Raw genomic sequence first — 21647 nt, forward strand, 5'->3', positions numbered from 1 at the left:
TAATCAAAATATTTTTGAATGATTGATGTTTTTTATTAATATAAATTATTGTAAAATACTAAAAATACTATGTAATATACTATAAAGAGTATTAATTATTTTTTATGTGAACTATGATAAGATATTATTATGAATAATTATATCAAAATGCTATTGATAGTCATGTTATTTTCTAGCTGTTCTATTTTAGAAAAAAGAAAACTTAGCTCAGATTTTTTAGAAAAAACATATTTAAATGAGAACATGTTAAATAAAAATTATGTTGGTATGACAAGACAACAAATAGTTTATATTTTTGGTATACCAATCATTTCTGATTCTTTTAATGATGTATATCATTATTGTTTATATAATTTTAAAACCGATAATAAGCTCCAAAAAAAAATGTTAAATTTATATTTTAAAGAAAATAAAGTTTCAAAATTTAATATCACATAGTTTTATAAATATTTTTGGAGCTGGCGGGATTTGAACCCGCGTCCAAAATTTCTACGAATAAAGTACTACATGCTTAGTTTTTTCTTTATTCAATTCATTACCTAATTTGGAAAAACGCATTTTAGGTATATAGCTTGAAAAATTTCTTCGTGTCACCGTCAAGCTTGATGTTCACGTTTTTCTCTTTTTTATAACCTTCCTGATTTCTCGTCCTAAGAGAAAGGCTGAGAAGGAAGGGCTTAATACAGTTTTTTAAGCTGCTAAAGCGTAGTTTTGTTTATTATTTGCAATTATTGTTTCACGGCTTTTATCGAGGCAAACCGTTCCTCGGCATGCACTTTACTTTGTTGATAATTTTGTCAAATCCAAAAACAGCCCCTTTTTTCTAACAACGTAGTATTACAAAAAAAAATAAGTTTGTCTATCAATTATTTTGTAGTATTCTAATAAAATTTTTATATAAATTATTCAAATAAATATTTTATACGAATTTTAAAAATGGAAATTAATATGAGTATTATTGAAAAAATAAAGAAACAAATTAAAGATAATATTATTTTAATTTATATGAAAGGAACTCCTGAAGCTCCTAGTTGTGGTTTTTCTGCACAAGCAGTAAAAGCTTTATCAGTTTGTGGTGAAAAATTTGCTTATGTAGATATCTTAGAAAACACAGAAATTAGAAATAAACTTCCAGAATATGCAAATTGGCCAACATTTCCTCAGTTGTGGATAGATGGTGAATTAATTGGCGGTTGCAGTATTATACTTGAAATGTTAGAAACTGGTCAATTAAAAGAACTTATATCAAAAACAGTAAAAAAATATAAAACATAATTTTCAAAAAAATCTAAATGTAGATAATGTATATAGAAAATTAGATATGACATTAAATAAAGAGTATTAAATTTTTGATCTTTATTGCTAATGTCATATCTTTTTCTTATTAAAAAAACTATAAAATATATAAGATAATTATGTTGTTAATATTTTTAATACTAACTATTAAAGTGTTTTTTCTAAATTAAGAGGCCAACCACCTAAACGTTTCCAACGATTTACTAATTCACAAAAAAGTTCAGCAGTCTGCAAAGTATCATAAAGTGCAGAATGTGCTTGATGGTTATCAAATGACAAGCCAATAGCTTTACATGCTTTAGATAAGACAGTTTGGCCGACTACTAATCCGCTTAATGCGGCCGTATCAAATGTAACGAATGGATGAAAAGGATTATTTTTTATTTTCACTCTTTGAATTGCAGCCATTAAAAAATTATGATCAAAATTAGCGTTATGTGCTACAACAATTCCTCGACTACATCCTTGTATTTTAATTCCTTTGCGTACCATTTTTAATATAGATTGAATTGCTATTTTTTCGCTAATAGCACCACGTAATGGGTTAAATGGATCAATTTTATTGAAAGCTATTGCATCAGAGTTTATTATAGAACCTTTAAAGGGTTCTATATGAAAATGCAATGTATTTTCTTTGTGTAACCATCCTAATTCATCCATTTTTAATGTAATTATAGCAATTTCTAATACTGCATCAGTATTTGCATTGAATCCTGCTGTTTCAATATCTATAACGACAGGATAAAAAGTACGAAACCGATTACTTAGTAAATTGAATTCTTGAGTTGTAGACATCAAAATCTCATTTTTTAAAATATTTTTTATTGAATACAGTTAATCTTTTATATTTTTATAATTTTAGTTCTAGATACTTTAAAAATATGTATTATGGTTCTTGTGAATAATTTAATAAGTGTACTATAATTTATAAGAATGTTTAAGATTAAATTATCAATTTAATATTTTTAAAAAATAATGCAGTAATTTTATTACAATCATATCTAAGGAAATAAAATGAGTTATGTTCTGCCTTCTTTACCTTATTCATATAATGCGTTAGAACCATTTTTTGATGAACAAACTATGAGAATTCATCATACTAAACACCATCAAAATTATATTAATAACACTAATTCTATTTTAGAAAATACAACTTTTTCTTCATTATCTATTGATGAATTAATATCTATTTTTAATGAAATTATTTTAGAAAATAAAAATGTATTACGTAATAACGCAGGTGGTCATATAAACCATAGTTTTTTTTGGAAAGGTTTAAAATTAGGGACAGTTTTAACAAATGATCTAAAAATAGAAATAGAAAAACAATTTGGTACTATTGATAGTTTTAAAGAAAAATTTGAGTCAATAGCACTTAATCATTTTGGTTCTGGTTGGGTATGGTTAGTAAATCAAAATGGTGTTTTATCTATAGTTTCTACTATTAATCAAGATAATCCTTTAATGGGGAAATCAATATCTAATACTTATGGTGATCCTATAATTGCCTTAGATGTCTGGGAACATGCTTATTATTTAAAATATCAAAATAGACGGTTAGATTATATTAAAGCTTTTTGGAATGTTGTTAATTGGGAAGAAGCTTCTAATCGTTTGCAGAAGTAGTTTATAAACCATATTAAAACAGTATTATTTATATAGATTACATATTATATCGTTGTTTTTTTATGGCATTTTATGTAATTCTTAAAAAACATATAATATATATTATATGTTTTTTAATTTATTTTATAAAATATTAAAATAATGATTTTAAGATTAAAGGATATTTTTTGAATATTATTAAAATGATAGTCGGATTATCTAATCCAAAAACAGAATATCATAATACACGTCATAATATAGGTTCTTGGTACGTTTATTCCTTAGCAAAAAGTTATTTGAACAATTTTAAAAAAGAAGAAAAATTTTTTGGTTTTACTTCTTCTTGTTATATAGATTCAAATCATGTTCGATTACTGGTACCTAATATCTTTATGAATATAAATGGTCAGTCAGTATTAAAAATGGCATCATTTTATAATATTAATTTAAGTGAAATATTAATAGTTCATGATGATCTAGAACTTAATCCTGGAATTATAAAATTAAAATATAGTTATGGACATAATGGACATAATGGACTAAGAAACATTATTAGTGTTTTTAATAATAAAAAGATTAATTTTTATCGATTTAGAATTGGAATTGGTCGTCCAATAAATCGTGATCAAATAGCTTCTTTTGTATTATCAATTCCAACAAAAAAAGAGAGAATATTAATTGAAAGATCAATTTTACATGCAATAGAAGAAAATTTTATTTTAAATATTTTAAAATGTTAATTAAACAAAAATATCTTCTATTTTTCAAGGCGCATAAGACATGGGTTTTAAATGTGGTATTATAGGTTTGCCTAATGTTGGCAAATCTACTTTATTTAATCTTTTAACCAAGGGAAATTCAGCAGTTGCTAATTTTCCATTTTGTACTATTAAACCAAACATAGGTATTGTTCCAGTTATTGATGAACGTATTGAGCATCTTGCAAAAATTGTTTCTCCTAAAAAAATAGTTAATGCATTTATAAAATTTATAGATATCGCCGGATTGGTTAAAGGAGCATCTAAAGGTGAAGGATTAGGTAATCAATTTTTAGCTAATATACGAGAGACAGATGCGATAGTACATGTTGTACGTTGTTTTAAAAATGAAAATATTACTCATATTTATAATAAGGTTGAACCTGCTCAAGATATAGATATTATTAATGCTGAACTTATATTATCTGATTTTGATCTTTGTGAAAAAAATATATCACAATTACAAAAAAAAATATCATTAAAAAGTAACGAGACAGAAAAAAAAATTCATGTTTTAAAGAAATGTATCAATCATTTAACAAAATTTTTAATGCTAAAAACTCTTAATTTAAATAAAGACGAAAAAGAATTAATTAGTTATTTGCGCTTTTTGACTTTAAAACCAATAATGTATGTTGCTAATATGAATGAAACAAAAGAATCTTATTATTTTTTAGACAAATTGAATAAAATTGCTAAAAAAGAAGGTTCTACAGTTATTCCAATTTATGCAAATTTAGAATCAGAATTAGTTGAAATGAACAATGAAGAACAAAAATCTTTCATGAAAGAATTTAATATAAAAACTTTAGGTTTAAATAGTATTGTTTCTGCCGGTTATAAACTATTAAATTTAATAACTTTTTTCAGTGTTGGGATAAAAGAAATTCGTGCTTGGGAAATTCTTAATGGAAGTACCAGTATTCAAGCTGCTCATAAAATACATAGTGATTTTAGCAGGGGTTTTATTAGAGTAGAAATTATCAAATATATAGATTTTATAAAATATAAAAGTGAAGTGAAAATTAAAGAAATGGGTAAAATGAGAATAGAAGGGAAGAGATATTGTATTCAAGATGGGGATATTGTTCGTTTTTTATTTAATGTTTAAAATTACTTAATTTTTAAATTTATATATGTATTGTTTATTAGAGAGGAAGATTTCATCTATCCTCTCTAATGTGATAATTTTTATTTTTCTAATAAAAATGTTTTTAATTTACTAAAAATAGGATCAATATTATGAGATAATAATGGAAGATCAATTCTATTTTTCAGTTCATTAGGCAATGAAATTTTAATTTTTAATATTTTTTCTATGGTATTTTTAAATTTAGCTGGATGAGCGGTACCTAGAAATAGACCAAATTCATTTTTTTTCAATTGATCTCGTAGTAATCGATATGCTATTGCAGCATGAGGTTCGGAAACATAACCTAACTCAAATAATTCTTTTAATGATTCTTTAGTCGCAGTATCTGATACGCTGCCAAATCTGAGTTCTTTTAAATTCCATTTTTTTCTATAAAATAATTCTTCAATTCGAGGCCAATTATTAGGTTGGCTAATATCCATAGCATTCGAGATTGTAGATACAGTTTTTTTAGGATTCCATGTTCCATTGTCAAGGAACCTTGGGACGGTATCGTTAGCATTTGTACAAGCTATAAATGATTTAATTGGTAATCCAAGAGATTTAGATAATAATCCAGCAGTTAGATTACCAAAATTACCACATGGTACTGCTATAACTAAATTTTTTCTTTGTTGCTCTGAAATTAAAGAAAAAGCTTCAAAATAATAACAAATTTGCGCTAATAATCTACTTATATTAATAGAGTTAGCTGAATTTAATCCTATTGATTCTTTAAGTTTTTTATCGTGAAAAGCTTCTTTTACTAGTTTTTGACAATCGTCAAAACTACCGTTGATTGATACAGTTTTTATATTTTTTCCTAAAGTACAAAATAATTTTTCTTGTAACTCACTAATCTTTCCTTTAGGATATAAAATAATTACTCGTACATTCTTCATTTCATAAAATGCATGTGCTACTGCTGCACCTGTATCACCTGATGTTGCGGTTAAAATAGTAACTGACTCATTGTTTTTATTGAGTGACAGTATCATTTGAGCCATAAAACGTGCTCCAAAATCTTTAAATGCTAATGTTGGTCCGTGAAACAACTCAAAACAATGTATGTCTTCTGTGATTTTTATTTTTAATGGATGTTTAAACAAAAAAGCCTGTTTAACATTTTCATATAATTTTTCTTTAGATATTTCGTGATAAATGAACTTAGAAAGTATTTCAGTACTACGAGTAATAAAATCCATTTTTAATATTTTTTGTAATTCGATAGGTGTAATAATAGGTAATTCTACGGGAAAAAATAATCCTTGTTGTTTTCCTAATCCTAATTTTACAGCTGTTTCAAAGTTTACTTGTTCGCTATGATCTTTTAAATTATAAAGTCTCATTTTTTATCCTATTTTACGTGCACCTTTTGAATCTAAAAAACAAATGTGAACAAATCCTGTTTCATTTTGTAAATAATTTTCTGTTAACCATGAAGATATTTTTTGAGCTGTATGTATATTATCAGAAATAGAAAAAATAGTAGGACCTGAACCAGATATACCACAACTAATAGCTCCAATTTTTTTAATGTTTTCTTTGGCTTTTAAAAAATTAGGCAGTAATTTTATACGATATGGTTCTGCTATAAAATCTTGCATTAATCGTGCTGCTAAATAAGGTTGTTGACTATATGAGGCATGAATGAAACCAGCTAAATAACGACTATTTTTAATGCATGTTTCTTTTTTGTACTTTTTTGGTAGTATTTCTCTTGCTTCTGAAGTAGGAACTTTTATTCCTGGCCAGGCTATTATCCAGAACCAATTCTTAAAACTTGGGATTGTTTGGCTTATTATCTCAGAATCTTCTAGTATTAACTGTAACCCTCCAAGATAAGATGGAGCAACATTATCATAGTGTATGCTTCCTGATATTTCACCTTCTATTTCTCCCATAAGAAATAATAATTCTTTTGAACTTAAAGGTTTATTACACAATTCATTCATAGCAACTAAAGTGGCTACTACTGAACAAGCACTAGAACCTAGTCCTGATCCAATAGGCATATTTTTTTCTAGTAGAATAGAAACTGGAACATTTTTTTTTATGACACTACAAAATTTTAACCAGCATTTCCAAACGATATTTTTTTCAGTATTTTTAGGTAATTTGTTAGAAAATACACCTTTGTTGATTAAGTTGAATTTCTTTGATAATTTTACTGTTACAAAATCGCCTAATAAATCACCATTTATAGGTATAATTGCTGCACCTAAAATATCAAATCCCACTCCAACATTACCAATAGAAGCTGGCGCATAAATTTTAATCATTACTATGCTCCTGACGTTTATGATAGTGTACGCAGTAAGTCGGAAAATACTCCAGACGCTGTAACATTATTACCGGCACCGTAGCCTCTTAGTACTAAAGGAATAGGTTGATAATAATTAGTATAAAATGCGAGTGCATTTTCACCATTTTTTATTTTATATAATGGATCATTAATTTTCACTTCTTCGAGTTTTATAAAAAATTGTTTCTTTTGTTCTATAGTTGCAACAAATCGTAGTACATTTCCTGCACTGCGTGCTTGATTAGTTTTTTCTAAAAAATACAAATCTAATTCTTTTAGTTTCAATAAAAATTTATCAACATCTTTATATCTTTTAAAATTTTCCGGTAGTAAAGGTTCAATTTTTATATCTTTGAGTTCTATATCATATCCAGATTCACGTGCTAAAATTAGCAGTTTTCTTGCAACATCTATACCAGATAAATCATCACATGGATTTGGTTCAGTAAAACCTAAGTCTTTAGCTTCCTTAGTAGCTTGTGACAATAAAACACCTTCTTCTAATCTTCCGAAAATAAAAGATAATGACCCAGATAATATACCTTTAAACCGAATTAAAGTATCACCTGTTTTAAATAGATTTTGAAGAGTTTCTATTACTGGTAATCCTGCTCCAACGTTAGTTTCATATAGAAATTTTTTATTTGTTTCAGTAGTAGCATTTCTTATTTTTTTATAGTAGCTCCATTCACTAGTATTTGCTTTTTTATTTGAAGTAACAACATGAAAATCATTATAAATAAAATTTACATATTGTTCTGATAATAATTGATCAGACGTACAATCAACAATTACTGAATTTGAAAAATTATTATTCTTTATTAAACTATTTAATAGTTCTAAATCAAAGTTCTTACTTGATTTTTTAAAATCTCTTTTCCAATCAGATAAATTATGTTCATTATTTAAAAAAAATATTTTTTTAGAATTTGCAATAGTACAAATTTTAATCTCTATATTTCTTTCTTCTAAAAATTTTTTTTGTTTTAATATTTGATTTAATAGTGTACGACCAACTCCACCTATTCCCATTAAAAAAACATGAATGATTTTTTTATTGCAAAATAATATATTATGAACATTTTGAACAGCTTTTAAAATATGTTCTTTTTTCATTACTAGTGAAATAGAATGTTTTGAAGAGCCTTGTGCAATTGCAAGAATATTAATTTTTGAAGCTCCTAGAGTAGAAAATATTTTTGATGCAATATTATATTTTTTATAAATATTTGATCCAATTACTGAAAGAATAGATAGGTTTTCTTTTGTTTTAAAGGGATTTAGTAATCCATTTTTCAATTCTAATTGAAATTCTTTGTTTAATGAGTGTAGAACTTTATAAACATCATGTTTGAAAATACAAAAATTTATTTTATATTCTGAAGATGATTGAGTAATTAGTAATATTTTAATGTTATCTCTTGAGATTATAGAAAATACACGTGGAATAATATTTCTTACATCTTTTATATAAGGTCCAGATATATTAAACATTACTATGTCATTAAGATAAGTAACACCTTTCAAGAAATCTTTTTTAGAATCATTCTTTTGACAAATTAAAGTTCCAATAGATTCAATTTTATCAGTATTTTTAATAAAACATGGGATTTTAAACTGAGAAAGTGGTTCAATAGTACGAGGATGTAATACCTTAGCACCAAAATAAGATAATTCCATTGCTTCTTGATATGATATTGATTTCAATAAATAAGTATTTTGAATTTTTCTTGGATCAGAAGTAAAAACTCCGTCAACATCAGTCCAGATCTCACAGCAATTTGCATCCAAACAAGCTGCTAAAACTGCAGCAGAATAATCAGAACCATTTCGTCCTAATACTACTAATTCTTTATCTTTATTACCTGAAATAAAACCAGGCATCAAAATAATATTATTTTTATCAATATTTATATTATGAATACGTTCTTTAGATTTAGATATGTCAACTCTTGAATCTAAGTAGTTGTTACCTATGGAAACAAAATTCTTGACAGGATTGATGATAGTTACATTATGATTCTTAGATTGTAATATACTTTTCATAATAAAAACTGAAAGTATTTCTCCACGAGAAATTATAGTGGCACGAATATTATCTGGACATTGTTTTAATAATATTATTCCATGTATTATATTTTTTAATTTATCAAATTCTTTTTTTATAATTTTTTCTATTTCTTGATAGGGAAAATTAGATTGTATTTTTAAAAGATTATTTGTTAATTGAATAAATATATTTTCTGCAAGATCTATACTTTCTAAAATTTGATTATTCTTAATTGTTTTTTCTACAACTTTAACAAGATAATTAGTAACTTTAGCTGGTGCTGAAAGAACCACTGCAATTTGATCTTTTTTAACGTTTTCTTCTATAATATTAGCTACACATAAAAATTTTTCTGCATTAGCTAATGAAGTGCCACCAAATTTTAATAATTTCATATTTTATAATTCCTTATGTTTATGTCATAAAAAAACCCGCCTTTGGGTATGGGCAGGTTTTTTAAAAAGATCATCTGAGCCCACATCATGACTAGTTATAATAATTAGAACAGCTATTCTAGTGAAGAGGCTATAAATAGATATTAATATTTTTTTGTGAATACATAAAGTCTGTTAATTAATTCTATTAAGTAATATCTTTTAATATATAATTTATATTGTTAATGAAAAATATTTTTATTTATTTAGAATGCTGTAAAAGCAGTATTTTTTGATTTTATCATAAATTAGATATGTTTATGTTCATAAAAAATTATTTATTTATGAAATATTATTTTTTATAATTAAATATAAAATATAACATAAATTACATTTTGATATAGACAGAATACATGTTTTTAATTTTTTTAATTTGTGTAATTACTGTTTTTATTGAAAACTTTTTTCATTGAATTAATTTTTATAACATAATGATCATTATTAGTGGAATAGTTTAAAAAATAAATATTTTATTTTTAATTTTATATTAAAAGTTAATATGTTTAATATATTGTATTTTTCTTAAAAAATATCAGTCTATTATTTTAAATTTTTAATATAATTCACTTTACATTAACCATTTATTTAATATTATGAAACATATCATTCAAGTTATCATTACTGAAAAAGAACTTGATATTCGCGTTCGAGAATTAGGTCAAGAAATTACTAAAAAGTATAAAAATAGTAAAAATAAAATGATATTAATAGCATTACTACGTGGTTCATTTGTATTTATAGCTGATTTATGTCGGAGAATTAATATTAAACACGAAATAGATTTTATGACAACTTCTAGTTATGGTCGGGGAATGCTATCTAGTGGCGACGTAAAAATTATCAAAGATTTAGATGAAGATATTTATAATAAACATGTTTTAATTGTAGAAGATATTATTGATTCAGGAAAAACTTTAAGTAAAGTATTAGGTATTCTGAAACTTAGAAATCCAAAATCATTATCAATTTGTACTCTTTTAGATAAACCTGATTACCGTGAGGTGGATATTAATGTTGATTTTATAGGGTTCTCTATTTTGGAGAATTTTTTTATAGTAGGTTATGGTATTGATTATGCTCAATCTTATCGTCATCTACCATATATAGGAAAAGTAGTTTTTAAAAAATAAAATAACATAAAAGATACAGCTATTTCAATTAATTAAAGAAAATTTTTTATTATCAATTAAACGAGTTTTTCCTAACCATACAGATGCTAGAAGAACTACTTTTTTAATTTTTTTAGATGGATTTTTTAATGTTTTGGAATCATATATATTAAATACATCAATAGAAAACCCTTTTTGAATTAATAAATTTTTTGATGCATTAATGATTTTTTTTCTAACATGACTTTCTTCTTTTGCAATTTTTTCACATGTTTCTCTTATAATTTTATATAAATAAGGTGCTATTTTATTTTCTTGAGAATTTAAATTATTATTTCTTGAGCTTAGAGCAAGTCCATTTTTTAGTCGTATTATAGGTAAGCTAATTATCTTTATCATATAATTCAATTCTTTTACAAGAATTTTTATAATTAATAATTGTTGATAATCTTTTTCTCCAAAGAAAGCAAAATCTGGTTGTATAAAATTGAATAATTTGGCAATAATTGTTGTGACACCTTTAAAATGTCCCGGTCGTGCTTGCCCCTCTAAAATTTTCGATAATTTTGGAACTTCAACAAACGTTTGATTTTTTATACCATTAGGATAAATTTGATCAATATGAGGAAAAAAAACTATATCTACATTTTTTTCTTTTAATATTGCACAATCTTGTATAAAGGTTTGGGGATAGTTTTTTAGATCTGATAAATTATTAAATTGCATTGGATTGATAAAAATACTTACTATAATAATATCTGCATATTTTTTTGCTAACAGTATTAATTTTACATGACCATTGTGCAAATTACCCATTGTAGGAACTAGACCTATTTTTTTATTTGTTTTTTTTAGAAGTATTATTTTTTTATGTAATATTTCTATTTTTTTTATAATATACAATTTAACTCCATATTTTTAGAAACTATATTTTTTATTAGGAAAAATGCCTTTTTTAACTTCGTATATATATTTTTGAATTGCTTTTTGAACACTACCACTTTCAGAAAGAAAATTTTTAGTAAAACTAGGCTTTTTACCTTCAGTAATTCCTAATAAGTCATGCATTACAAGAATTTGTCCATCAGTATATTTGCCTGATCCTATCCCAATAACTGGAATAGATAAATTTTCAGTTATTTGTTTTGCTAATTTTTCTGGAATACATTCCACTACAAGCATTTGAATTCCAGATTCTTCTAATAATAAGGCATCATCTATTAATTTTTTTGCATCACTTGCGTTTCTTCCCTGAACTTTATATCCGCTTAAATAGTTAAAGGATTGGGGTGTTAAACCTATGTGACCACATACTAATATTGATCTATCAGATAGTTCTTTAATAATTTCAACTAGCCATTTTCCACCTTCTATTTTTATCATATTTGCACCGGATCTTATAATTTTTGCCGTGCTTTTAAGCGCTTGTTTAGTATTGTAATAAGACATGAACGGTAAATCAGATAACAAGAAAGTGTTTGGTGCTCCTTTTCTAACTGCTTTTGTATGATACTCAATATCTTTAATTTTTACTGATAATGTAGAACTGTGACCTTGTATAGTCATTCCAAGAGAATCACCTGTAAGTATAACTGGAATACCTTGATTAGAAAATAATTTAGCAAAGCTAAAGTCATAAGCTGTGATGGCTGCAAATTTTATTTTATTTTTTTTCCAATTTTTTAATTCAGAAATTGTAATAGATTCCATATTTACTCCGGTTGATTATATTTGGATAACAATGTAAATTGAATTGTGAAAGGATATTCAAATTAATTTTTTCAATCAATTGAACATCCTCCCTATCTAAATATTTCAATCTGTAAAATTAACCAGTCATTTGTTTTTCTCTAATTTCTGCTAGTGTTTTACAATCAATACAAAGATTAGCAGTAGGTCTAGCTTCTAAACGACGAATTCCAATCTCAATACCACAAGAATTACAGTAACCAAAATCTTTTTCTTTAATTTTTTTTAAAGTGATTTCAATTTTTTTAATTAATTTTCGACTGCGATCGCGATTTCGTAAATCTAAACTAAATTCTTCTTCTTGTGTAGCCCGATCAATAGGATCTGGAAAATTTGTAGCTTTATCTTGTATATAGAGTAGAGTATGGTTAATTTCATCTTTTAATTGATTTTTCCATGTTTCAAGAATTTTATGAAAGTGTAACATTTGATCTTCATTCATGTATTGTTCATCTATTTTTTTTTGATAAGGTTCTAAACCTGCAATAGAAAGAACATTTAAAGATGATGTTTTTTTATTTTTTTCTTTTTCCATAGCTCTCTCCGAGATAATATTTTTAATAAATATTGAAAATAAAGAAAAATTGTCAATATAATATTTATTATATTAATTTTATAAATTTAAATTTAGCAAACATTTTTTAAGATATATTAAATTTATATTTTTTCTTAATGTACTATTCAGATTTTAATTGAAAGAATTTAAGTCAGAAAAAACTTTCTTAAGTTTTTTAAAAAAATACTTTAAAATATTGTATTTGAATATAATTTTTTCTTATCTTATCGATAAATGAAACATTATAATAAACTATGTTAACATAAACTATAATTAAATATTTTTTTATATGATTAGATTAATTTTTAAAGAAATGTCTTTTTTATAAAAAATAAATTTATTATTTTTATTGATATTTATAATAGGATTTTTTTAAATGGCATCAAATAACATTAAGAAATTTGCTTTGGGAGTTGAATATGATGGAAGTTTATATCATGGATGGCAACGTCAAAAAAATGTGCCTAGTATTCAAGAAGAAATAGAAAGAGCCTTGTCTATGATTGCCAATCATAAGATAAATATTATATGTGCAGGTCGTACTGATGCTGGAGTTCATAGTGTAGGACAAGTTATACATTTCAACACTACAGCTGTTAGAAAAAAATCATCTTGGTCAATAGGAGTAAATAGTTATTTATCTAAAAATATTTCTATTGTATGGGTGAAAGAAGTTCCAGAAAATTTTCATGCTCGTTATAGTGCTATTACACGTTCTTATCGTTATATAATATACAATGGTAGTCTTCGTTCTGCTATTTTTCAGACTAAATTAAATCATATTTATAAGGAATTGAATGTAAAAAAAATGTATTCTGAATCTCAATTTTTATTAGGAGAACACGATTTTACATCTTTTAGAGCACTTGGTTGTCAATCATATTCTCCATATAGAAAAATTACAAAATTAAACGTTTTTCGTTTTGATAATTGGGTAGTAATTGATATTACAGCTAATTCTTTTTTATATCATATGGTTCGCAATATTGTTGGTTCTTTAATTGAAATTGGTATTTCTAAAAAAAAAGAATATTGGATTCAGGAGTTATTAAAAAAAAAAGATAGAAATTATGCAGGAGCAACTGCTCCAGCCAAAGGTTTATATTTAGTATATGTAGAATATCCTTTACATTTTAACTTACCAAAATCAGTATATAAAACTATGTTCTTTAAATAAAAAAATATTAAATTATTTTTATCTTTTAATTTTTATAAAATTATTTGTAATAAAATTAGCGAGAATTGTTAATGTATATAAATATAAAAAAAAAAGAAAAATATTGATAAAAATATTTTTTTTCATGTTAATTTCAATAATTTTTTATGGGTTTTATTTATATATTAAGATAAATCGATCAATCACAGGAAAAGTATGGATTCTCCCTACTTCAATATATGGACGTATAGTTAATTTAGAACCAGGCAATTTATATTCTCAGAATGAGATCTCAAATCTTTTAGAAAATACAATGTATAGAAAAGTAGATTCGGTTATGTTGCCCGGAGAATACAGTATAAAAGACAACACTATAGAATTTATACGACGTTCTTTTGATTTTCCTGATATTAAAGAAGGTGAGTTTCATACACGCTTATCTTTTAATAAAAACACTTTAATAGAAATTAAAAATATTGAAAATAATCGTAATTTTAGTTTTTTCCGTTTAGAACCTAAATTAATTGCCATGTTGAAATCTTCTGAAAAAAAGAAACGTATATTTATTTCTCGTAATAAGTATCCCGAAATGTTAGTCAAAACACTTTTAGCAATTGAAGATAAGTATTTTTATCAGCATGATGGTATTCATATATCTTCTATAGGTCGAGCTTTTTTAGCGAATGTTATGGCTGGTCGTACAATCCAAGGTGGAAGCACTCTTACTCAACAGTTAATAAAAAATTTATTTTTAACAAATACTCGTTCCATTTTGAGAAAAATAAATGAAATGTATATGGCTTTAATTTTAGATGGTTTTTATACAAAAGACCGAATTTTAGAGTTGTATTTAAATGAAGTTTATCTAGGACAAGATGGTGATGAACAAATTCGAGGATTTCCTCTTGCTAGTATTTATTATTTTGGTCGACCAATAGATGAATTGACTTTAGAACAATACGCTTTATTAGTTGGAATGGTAAAAGGCGCATCCTTATATAATCCTTGGACTCATCCTACATCTGCATTAAAAAGAAGAAACTTAGTGCTATTTTCATTATATGAACAAAAATATATTACTGAAAATATTTATAAAGATTTATGTAAACGATCTTTAAATGTTCAACCTAAAGGTAATATTATTTCACCTCATCCTTCTTTCGTACAACTCGTCTATCAAGAATTTAAAAAAAAAATTCATAGTCCAATCGAGAATTTTTCGGGCATAAAGATATTTACAACTCTTGATCCTACTTCACAAAATGCAGTGGAAAAAGCTGTAAAAATAGAAATGCTTTTATTAAAAAGAAAAAAAAGACTAAAAGATTTAGAAGTTGCTATGATAGTTATAGATAGATTCACTGGAGAAGTCCAGGCAATTATTGGGAGTTCTAAACCAGAATTTAATGGTTACAATCGTGCTTTAAAAGCTCGTCGTTCTATTGGTTCTTTATCTAAACCAATAACATATTTAACTGCTTTATCACAACCAAATAAATATCGTTTGAATAGCTGGATTTCTAATCGTCCTATTTCGATTAAATTAGATAATGGTAAATATTGGATACCAAAAAATAATAACTTTTCTTTCAGTGGAAAAGTAATGTTATTAGATGCTTTAATTAATTCGATTAATATTCCTGCAGTTAATCTCAGCATGGATATAGGATTAAAAAAATTAGTTGATAGTTGGTTACATTTAGGTATTTCTAAAAATCAAATTACTCCTTTTCCATCAATATCTTTAGGAGCTATTAATTTAACACCTATTGAAATAGCACAAGTATTTCAAGTAATTGCAAATGGTGGTTATAAATCATCATTATCATCAGTTAGATCAATTATTTCTGATGATGGTCAAGTATTTTATCAGAATTTACCTCAATCGAAACATATAGAATCCTCTGAAGCTTCTTATTTAACACTATATGCTATGCAACAAGTAGTTAATAGTGGTACGGCAAAATCATTAGGAGTAATTTTTAAAGAATTTTCTTTAGCAGGGAAAACTGGTACTACAAATAATTTAGTTGATAATTGGTTTGTAGGTATTGATGGAAAACAAATTGCAATTACTTGGATAGGAAGAGATAATAATAAAACAACAAAATTATACAGTGCTTCTGGGGCAATGCAAATTTACAGAAGATATCTTCAATATCAACGTCCAATACCATTAGTATTAAAACCTCCAAAAAATATTAATATGTTTTATGTTGATCATTTGGGTAAATTATTTTGTGAAAAAAATGATAAACACAATCGAATTTTACCCGTATGGTCTGTAAAAAATCAAGAAACTTGTAATCATGATGAATTATCAGAACATTTTTTAATAAAAGAAAAAAAGAATTTTTTATTTCGATTAAAAGATTTTTTTAAAAAATAGAAATTTTTTATTAATGAAGGTGTAGTTTTAATCTATATGATTATTTAGGTTTTTATCATCTATATATTATTGATGTTAATTTTAGAATGTTTTATTAATAAAGTTTTTTTTATTATATTTCATATGTACTGAATTGAAATAATTTTTAAGTCATTTAAAAGAATAATAAAAAATTTTTAATTATTACTTAATTTAAAGATTGTAAATATGAGAATGTACAGTATGTTAATTAAATTTTTAACTAAAATATTCAGTAATCGTAACAATCGTATTTTAAAAAAGTTCAAAAAAATAGTTTTATCTATTAATGAATTAGAAGAAAAATTTAAATGTTTATCAGATAAAAAATTGAAAGAACAAACAAAACTTTTTCGTTTACGATTGAGCAATGGTGAAACTTTAGATGATATATTGCCAGAGGCTTTTGCTACAGTTCGAGAAGCGAGTAAACGCGTTTTTAATATGCGTCATTTTGATGTGCAAATTCTTGGGGGAATAGTTTTGAATCAACGATGTGTTGCAGAAATGCGAACAGGAGAAGGAAAAACTTTAACATCGACGTTACCAGCTTATTTAAATGCATTAAGTGGAAAAGGTGTGCATATAGTAACTATGAACGATTATTTAGCTCAGCGAGATGCTGAAAAAAATGCTCCTTTATTTGCATTTCTTGGTTTAACAGTAGGATTAAATTCATCTGAAATGTCTTTTTTTTCTAAAAGAAAAGCTTATTTATCTGATATTACTTATGGCACGAACAATGAATATGGATTTGATTATTTGCGTGATAATATGGTTTTTTCTTCTAAGGAAAGAGTGCAGAGAAAATTAAATTATGCATTAGTAGATGAAGTAGATTCAATTCTAATAGATGAAGCTAGAACACCTTTAATTATTTCGGGACCATCAGAAGATAGTTCTGAATTATATAAAGAAATTGATAAAATTGTCCCTTCCTTAATTTCTCAAAAAAAAGAAGATTCAGATATTTTTAGTGGAACAGGGCATTTTACTATTGATGAACAATCAAAACAAGTATATTTAACAGAAAGAGGATTAATAAAAATTGAAAAAATATTATTTGATAGGAAATTAATGAATACAGGTGAATCATTGTACTCTTCAAATAATATAATATTAATGCATCATGTCTTATCTGCGTTGCGTGCTCATAAATTATTTATTCGAGATGTTGATTATCTTGTAAAAAATAATAGTGTAGTTATTGTAGATGAGCATACAGGTCGTACTATGCCAGGAAGAAGATGGTCAGATGGACTACATCAGGCAATAGAAGCTAAAGAAAATGTTCCTATAAAAAATGAAAATCAAACTCTTGCGTCTATTACTTTTCAAAATTATTTTCGCTTGTATAAAAAAATAGCAGGTATGACAGGTACTGCTGAAACTGAATCTTTTGAATTTAGTTCTATTTATAATCTTGATACCATTGTGATACCAACAAATAGAACGATGATACGTAAAGATTTGCCTGATTTAGTGTATATCACTAAAAAAGAAAAAATTAATGCTATTATTAAAGATATACAAGAATGTATAGAATTAAATAAACCTGTATTAGTTGGCACAGTATCTATTGAAAAATCAGAAATTATTTCTAAGAAATTATTAAAATTGAATATCAATCATAGTGTTTTAAATGCTAAATTTCATGCTAAAGAAGCTGATATTATAGCACAAGCAGGCAAACCTAAATCTATTACAATTGCTACTAATATGGCTGGAAGAGGAACAGATATAGTGCTTGGTGGTAATTTAGAAGTTGAATTAAATCGACATAAAAATATAACTTCAGATGAAGTTGAAAGAATTAAAAAGAAATGGAAAAAAGAACATGACTTAGTTGTTTCTGCTGGAGGGCTACATATAATTGGCACTGAACGTCATGAGTCACGTCGTATTGATAATCAATTGAGAGGTCGTGCTGGTCGTCAAGGAGATAGTGGTTCTTCACGTTTTTATCTTTCTATGGAAGATTCATTGATGCGGATTTTTGCATCTGATAAAATCATTTATATGATGCGTAAATTAGGATTATCTTCAAATGAAGCTATTGAACATCCTTGGGTAACTAAAGCTATAGAAAATGCTCAAAAAAAAGTAGAAAATCGAAATTTTGATATTAGAAAACAATTATTAGAATATGATGATGTTATTAATGAACAACGTAGTGCGATTTATTCCCAACGTAATAAATTAATTGATGCAAAAAATATAAAATCAATGATTTATGATATTTTCAAAGATGTTTTGAAAAAAAATATTATTTTATACATGCCTAAAAATACAATGAAAGATAAATGGAATATTATTGGGTTAGAAAATAAATTAAATTTTGATTTTCATTTAAATATACCAATTTCAGATTGGTTAACTATAGAACCTAATTTAAAATATGAAAAAATTATAAGTAACATAATTGATTTTGCAAAAATTAATTATAAAAATAAAGAAAAATTAATTGGTTCAAATAATATGCGTACAATAGAAAAAATGATTATGTTGCAAACATTGGATTCACTTTGGAAAGAGCATTTATCAGCTATAGATTATTTAAGACAAGGTATTCATTTGCGTGGTTATGCTCAAAAAGACCCTAAACAAGAATATAAAAGAGAATCTTTTAATATGTTTTCTAGCATGTTAGAATTATTAAAATATGAAGTAATATCATTTCTTAGTAAAATTAATTTATCTTATGCAAAAAAATATATAGATTTAAATAAACAATTTGTAGTTAATCCCAATGATACTAAAATTAGTCGAAATGCACTTTGTGTATGTGGTTCAGGTAAAAAATACAAGTATTGTCACGGTAGTTTATAACTATGCGTCTTATACAAAAAAAGATATTTTTTTACTCAGGATAAATTCAATGAATTATATACATGCAGCAATTGGAATTATTATAAATAAAAAAAAAGTTTATATAACTAGAGGAAAATATAAAAAAAATACTTGGGAGTTTCCAGGTGGAAAAATTAAGAAACATGAAAATATAGTACGTGCATTAAAAAGAGAATTATTAGAAGAAGTTGGCATTACTATATTACAATTTAATTTTTTTAAATATATAAAATATATTAATTCTAAAAAAAAATTAAAGTTATACTTTTTTTTAATAAAAAAATGGAAGAGCCAACCTTATAGTATTGAAGGATGGTCTTATCGTTGGGAATTTTTATATCATTTAAGAACTCTTGATTTTCCACCTGCAAATCATAATGTTATAACTTTTCTTAAAAAGAAATATTAATATTTTTATGTCTTATTATAAAAATATCAATAAAATTTTGTTAAATAGTTTTTTTTAATTTCTGTGATTTTTTTATCATTTTTTTTTGATAAATATGAATAAAGTAAATTAAAATAATAAATATATGAATTTATTTTTTTTATGTTTTTTTTATTAAAAATAATATCATCTGATATAGAAATTCTTTGTTTTCTAGTAGCTTGTAATGCAATAATTTTTTTAGCTTCAAGGAGATTAATTTTATCTCTTTTAATTATACGTTTTATTTGTTCTTTTACTGGTGTGTCAACTAAAAGAATCCTATGAGCTTTTTTTTCTAATTTTTTTTCAATTAGCAATGGCACTACCCATAAACACCAATTTGATTGTGTGAGTTTTATTTGAGTTTTAGTTTCTTGGTAAATTTTAGGATATAATAAGTTTTCTAGCCATAAACGATGATTTTTATTATTAAAAATATATTTTCTAAGCAGAATTCGATTGATTGAATTTCCTGTATTTAATATTTTTTTTCCAAATTTTTTTTTAATAGAAAATAATATCTGTGAATTGTATTCTATAATATTTTTTGCAATAACATCTGTATCAATAATATTGATACCTATTTTTTTAAATCCATTAGAGACAGTAGTTTTTCCACTACCAATCCCTCCAGTAAGTGCTACAATATAAGTCATGATATTTTAAATCTCCATTATCAGTATTATATGTTTAAATCAGTATTATATGTTTAAATAAGGATAATAATTTTATGAGAATTGAAGAAGATATTAAATTAGGTTTTAAAGATGTACTGATTAGACCAAAACGTTCTACATTAAAAAGTCGTGCTCAAGTTGATCTTGTTCGTTGTTTTTCTTTTAAATATTCGTCTATTATCTGGTCTGGTATTCCTATTATCGCAGCAAATATGGACACCATAGGTACATTTGAGATGGTGAAATCTTTATCAAATTTTAATATATTAACAGCAGTTCATAAGTATTATTCTTTTGAAGAATGGGAAATTTTTGTTAATTCATCTTCTAAAGAAGTATTAAATCATGTAATTGTATCAATTGGAATTTCTAAAATAGATTTTTTAAAAATTAAAAAAATATTTTTATTGTCTTCCGATTTAAAATATATTTGTATTGATGTTGCAAATGGTTATTCTGAACATGTTGTTTCTTTTTTAAAGTCAGTAAGAGATTATTTTCCAGATAAAATTATTTGTGCTGGTAATGTTGTTACTGGAGAAATGGTTGAGGAATTGATACTTTCTGGAGCAGATATAGTCAAAGTTGGTATTGGTCCAGGTTCAGTATGTACTACACGGGTAAAAACTGGAGTTGGTTATCCTCAACTTTCAGCGATTATAGAATGTGCTGATGCAGCACATGGTTTAAGTGGACAAATCATTAGCGATGGAGGGTGTACTGTTTCCGGAGATATTGCTAAAGCTTTTGGAGGAGGTGCAGATTTTGTTATGTTAGGAGGAATGCTTTCAGGTCATAAAGAATGTTCAGGAGATATAGTTAAAGAAAAATCAAAAAAATATATGTTGTTTTATGGTATGAGTTCTATCTCTGCAATGAAACGTCATGAAGGTAAAATTGCTGGATATCGGGCATCTGAAGGTAAGACAGTTAAAATACCTTTTCGTGGAAGTGTAGATTGCACTATACGTGATATTCTTGGAGGATTACGTTCTTCTTGTACTTATGTTGGTGCAGAGAAATTAAAAGAACTAACAAAAAGAACTACATTTATACGAGTTACCGAACAAGAAAATTGCATTTTTAATATTTTTAAATAATATTCATTTAAAAGATTTTTGATATTTTAAAAT

The 21647-nt window shown here is 25.4% G+C and carries 19 protein-coding genes and 1 other RNA gene; 11 read left to right on the plus strand and 9 right to left on the minus strand.

The window, feature by feature from the left end; all coding sequences use genetic code 11:
• The first annotated feature begins 129 nt into the window (after positions 1 to 129).
• Positions 130 to 438, plus strand: coding sequence for an outer membrane protein assembly factor BamE (locus D9V71_RS00930; RefSeq protein WP_158340521.1), 309 nt, complete (start codon positions 130 to 132; stop codon positions 436 to 438).
• Between the two features lie 12 nt (positions 439 to 450).
• On the opposite strand, the gene ssrA is transcribed toward D9V71_RS00930, so the two are convergent.
• Positions 451 to 817: a transfer-messenger RNA gene (gene ssrA / locus D9V71_RS00935) on the minus strand.
• A 131-nt stretch (positions 818 to 948) separates the two neighbouring features.
• Here ssrA and grxD point away from each other — a divergent pair.
• On the plus strand, positions 949 to 1275 hold the full coding sequence (grxD, locus tag D9V71_RS00940; RefSeq protein WP_158340522.1) for a Grx4 family monothiol glutaredoxin: 327 nt from the start codon (positions 949 to 951) through the stop codon (positions 1273 to 1275).
• A gap of 168 nt (positions 1276 to 1443) precedes the next feature.
• Here the strand turns inward: grxD and rnt are convergent, their stop codons facing one another.
• Positions 1444 to 2091, minus strand: coding sequence for a ribonuclease T (gene rnt, locus D9V71_RS00945; RefSeq protein WP_158340523.1), 648 nt, complete (start codon positions 2089 to 2091; stop codon positions 1444 to 1446).
• 219 nt (positions 2092 to 2310) lie between these two features.
• On the opposite strand from rnt, the gene D9V71_RS00950 reads away from it, so the two are divergent.
• The 3 genes from D9V71_RS00950 to ychF all read left to right on the plus strand — a co-directional run bounded on the left by D9V71_RS00950 (position 2311) and on the right by ychF (position 4770).
• A complete protein-coding gene (locus D9V71_RS00950) occupies positions 2311 to 2922 on the plus strand; it encodes a Fe-Mn family superoxide dismutase (RefSeq protein ID WP_158340524.1) in 612 nt (203 codons plus the stop codon).
• Between the two features lie 182 nt (positions 2923 to 3104).
• Complete coding sequence (gene pth, locus D9V71_RS00955; RefSeq protein ID WP_158340920.1) at positions 3105 to 3641, plus strand: aminoacyl-tRNA hydrolase; 537 nt, start codon at positions 3105 to 3107, stop codon at positions 3639 to 3641.
• A 40-nt stretch (positions 3642 to 3681) separates the two neighbouring features.
• Positions 3682 to 4770 (plus strand): redox-regulated ATPase YchF, encoded by a 1089-nt coding sequence (ychF, locus tag D9V71_RS00960; protein WP_158340525.1) that lies wholly within the window; start codon positions 3682 to 3684, stop codon positions 4768 to 4770.
• Positions 4771 to 4850: 80 nt separating this feature from the next.
• Here ychF and thrC read toward each other — a convergent pair whose 3' ends face one another.
• From thrC to thrA, 3 genes are read right to left on the minus strand one after another with little or no spacing between them, the layout of a single operon-like run.
• Positions 4851 to 6140, minus strand: a complete 1290-nt coding sequence (thrC, locus tag D9V71_RS00965; RefSeq protein ID WP_158340526.1) for a threonine synthase — start codon at positions 6138 to 6140, stop codon at positions 4851 to 4853.
• Positions 6141 to 6143: 3 nt separating this feature from the next.
• Complete coding sequence (gene thrB / locus D9V71_RS00970; protein WP_158340527.1) at positions 6144 to 7073, minus strand: homoserine kinase; 930 nt, start codon at positions 7071 to 7073, stop codon at positions 6144 to 6146.
• Positions 7074 to 7090: 17 nt separating this feature from the next.
• Positions 7091 to 9541 (minus strand): bifunctional aspartate kinase/homoserine dehydrogenase I, encoded by a 2451-nt coding sequence (thrA, locus tag D9V71_RS00975; RefSeq protein WP_158340528.1) that lies wholly within the window; start codon positions 9539 to 9541, stop codon positions 7091 to 7093.
• 632 nt (positions 9542 to 10173) lie between these two features.
• On the opposite strand from thrA, the gene hpt reads away from it, so the two are divergent.
• Positions 10174 to 10710, plus strand: coding sequence for a hypoxanthine phosphoribosyltransferase (hpt, locus tag D9V71_RS00980; RefSeq protein WP_158340529.1), 537 nt, complete (start codon positions 10174 to 10176; stop codon positions 10708 to 10710).
• Positions 10711 to 10734: 24 nt separating this feature from the next.
• Here hpt and panC read toward each other — a convergent pair whose 3' ends face one another.
• From panC to dksA, 3 genes are all read right to left on the minus strand, one after another.
• A complete protein-coding gene (gene panC, locus D9V71_RS00985; protein ID WP_158340530.1) occupies positions 10735 to 11592 on the minus strand; it encodes a pantoate--beta-alanine ligase in 858 nt (285 codons plus the stop codon).
• A gap of 15 nt (positions 11593 to 11607) precedes the next feature.
• Positions 11608 to 12399, minus strand: coding sequence for a 3-methyl-2-oxobutanoate hydroxymethyltransferase (gene panB / locus D9V71_RS00990; RefSeq protein WP_158340531.1), 792 nt, complete (start codon positions 12397 to 12399; stop codon positions 11608 to 11610).
• A gap of 118 nt (positions 12400 to 12517) precedes the next feature.
• A complete protein-coding gene (dksA, locus tag D9V71_RS00995) occupies positions 12518 to 12973 on the minus strand; it encodes an RNA polymerase-binding protein DksA (protein ID WP_158340532.1) in 456 nt (151 codons plus the stop codon).
• Positions 12974 to 13370: 397 nt separating this feature from the next.
• On the opposite strand from dksA, the gene truA reads away from it, so the two are divergent.
• From truA to D9V71_RS01015, 4 genes are all read left to right on the plus strand, one after another.
• Positions 13371 to 14171, plus strand: coding sequence for a tRNA pseudouridine(38-40) synthase TruA (gene truA, locus D9V71_RS01000; protein WP_158340533.1), 801 nt, complete (start codon positions 13371 to 13373; stop codon positions 14169 to 14171).
• A 64-nt stretch (positions 14172 to 14235) separates the two neighbouring features.
• On the plus strand, positions 14236 to 16539 hold the full coding sequence (gene mrcB, locus D9V71_RS01005) for a penicillin-binding protein 1B (protein WP_280094073.1): 2304 nt from the start codon (positions 14236 to 14238) through the stop codon (positions 16537 to 16539).
• Between the two features lie 222 nt (positions 16540 to 16761).
• The gene (secA, locus tag D9V71_RS01010; RefSeq protein ID WP_158340922.1) at positions 16762 to 19386 is read left to right on the plus strand and encodes a preprotein translocase subunit SecA; all 2625 of its coding nucleotides are present in this window, start codon (positions 16762 to 16764) and stop codon (positions 19384 to 19386) included.
• 49 nt (positions 19387 to 19435) lie between these two features.
• Positions 19436 to 19816, plus strand: a complete 381-nt coding sequence (locus D9V71_RS01015) for an NUDIX domain-containing protein (RefSeq protein ID WP_158340535.1) — start codon at positions 19436 to 19438, stop codon at positions 19814 to 19816.
• A 26-nt stretch (positions 19817 to 19842) separates the two neighbouring features.
• Here D9V71_RS01015 and coaE read toward each other — a convergent pair whose 3' ends face one another.
• The gene (gene coaE, locus D9V71_RS01020; RefSeq protein WP_158340536.1) at positions 19843 to 20493 is read right to left on the minus strand and encodes a dephospho-CoA kinase; all 651 of its coding nucleotides are present in this window, start codon (positions 20491 to 20493) and stop codon (positions 19843 to 19845) included.
• Positions 20494 to 20567: 74 nt separating this feature from the next.
• Here coaE and D9V71_RS01025 point away from each other — a divergent pair, with 74 nt between their 5' ends.
• Positions 20568 to 21614 carry a GMP reductase gene (locus tag D9V71_RS01025; RefSeq protein WP_158340537.1) on the plus strand — a complete coding sequence of 349 codons (1047 nt, stop codon included), beginning with the start codon at positions 20568 to 20570 and terminating at the stop codon, positions 21612 to 21614.
• Positions 21615 to 21647: the final 33 nt, after the last annotated feature.

The organism is Buchnera aphidicola (Macrosiphum euphorbiae), from assembly GCF_005237295.1.
Taxonomy (GTDB): Bacteria; Pseudomonadota; Gammaproteobacteria; order Enterobacterales; family Enterobacteriaceae; genus Buchnera; species Buchnera aphidicola_AP.